General features: G+C 71.2%; 2 protein-coding genes. Both read right to left on the bottom strand.

The features are described from left to right. Window positions 1-417, bottom strand: a 417-nt coding sequence (locus ABZ646_RS47260; protein ID WP_360534129.1) for a response regulator, incomplete at its 3' end; no start/stop codon positions are given. Between the two features lie 167 nt (window positions 418-584). Beyond that, window positions 585-1,017: substrate-binding domain-containing protein (locus tag ABZ646_RS47255; protein ID WP_360534126.1), on the bottom strand; the 433-nt coding region annotated here is incomplete at its 5' end.

The raw sequence follows: 1,017 nt of genomic DNA, 5'->3' as shown, positions 1-1,017 counted from the left end.
CTGCGCGCCGGCGCCGCGGGTGCGGCGCAGGACGGCCGCCATGCGGGCGGAGAGGTGCTCGACCGAGAAGGGTTTGGTCAGGTAGTCGTCCGCGCCGTCGTTGAGGAGCCTGACTATCTCCGCCTCGTCGTCCCGCGCGGTCGCGATGATCACGGGTACGTCGGTGATGGAACGCAGCATCTTCAGCGCCTCGGCACCGTCGAGGTCGGGCAGTCCGAGGTCGAGGACGACGACGTCGAAGCGGAAGTGCGCGACCTCGCGGAGCGCTTCGAGGGCGGTGCCGACGCTGCGCACCGTGTGCGAGGCCTCGGTCAGGTGCCGGATGACCGCCCCCGTAGGAGCCGCCGCCGTACGAGCCGCCGCCGTGTGCGGCGCTGCCGTGCGAGCCGGATCCGTACGAGCCGGTGCCGTACGCATTGCTGTCGTGCGATCCGTTGTCGTGGGAGGGGGACATCGGGTACTCGCCGCTCGGGCGGTGGCTGTCGGTCATGTCTACGAGAGTGGCCAGCGAACATGAGAGCAGCCTGAGTACGTCCTGAGAAGCCCGGCAGAACCGTGTATGCCCGATATAAGGACGCGCCCCGCTACAGCGTGGTCACCGTCGGTTCCCCGCAGCCGCACGACCGGCGCACCACCAGCGCGGACGGGAACTGCTTCAGCCGCTCCCGCCGCGAGCCCGAGACCCGCAGCGAGTCGTCGAGGACGAGGTCCACGGCTGCCCGTGCCATCGCCGGACGGTCCGAGAAGACCGTCGTCAGCGGCGGGTCGGTCAGCCCGGCCTCCTTCACGTCGTCGAAGCCGGCGACCGCGAGCTCGCCCGGCACGTCGATCCGCAGCTCGCGCGCGGCCCGCAGCACCCCGATGGCCTGGTCGTCCGTGGCGCAGAAGATTGCCGGGGGCCTGTCGGGCCCGGAGAGCAGCTTCAGGGCGACCTGGTAGGCGTCGTAACGGTTGTAGGGGGCGTGGAACAGCCGGTCCTCCGTCGGCAGCCCGGCCTCCTGCATCGCCCGGCGCCAG

This window comes from Streptomyces sp. NPDC007162 (assembly GCF_040634175.1).
Lineage (GTDB): Bacteria > Actinomycetota > Actinomycetes > Streptomycetales > Streptomycetaceae > Streptomyces.
The sequence above is the reverse complement of the archived record's forward strand: the minus strand, read 5'-3'. Positions and strand labels throughout refer to the sequence as shown.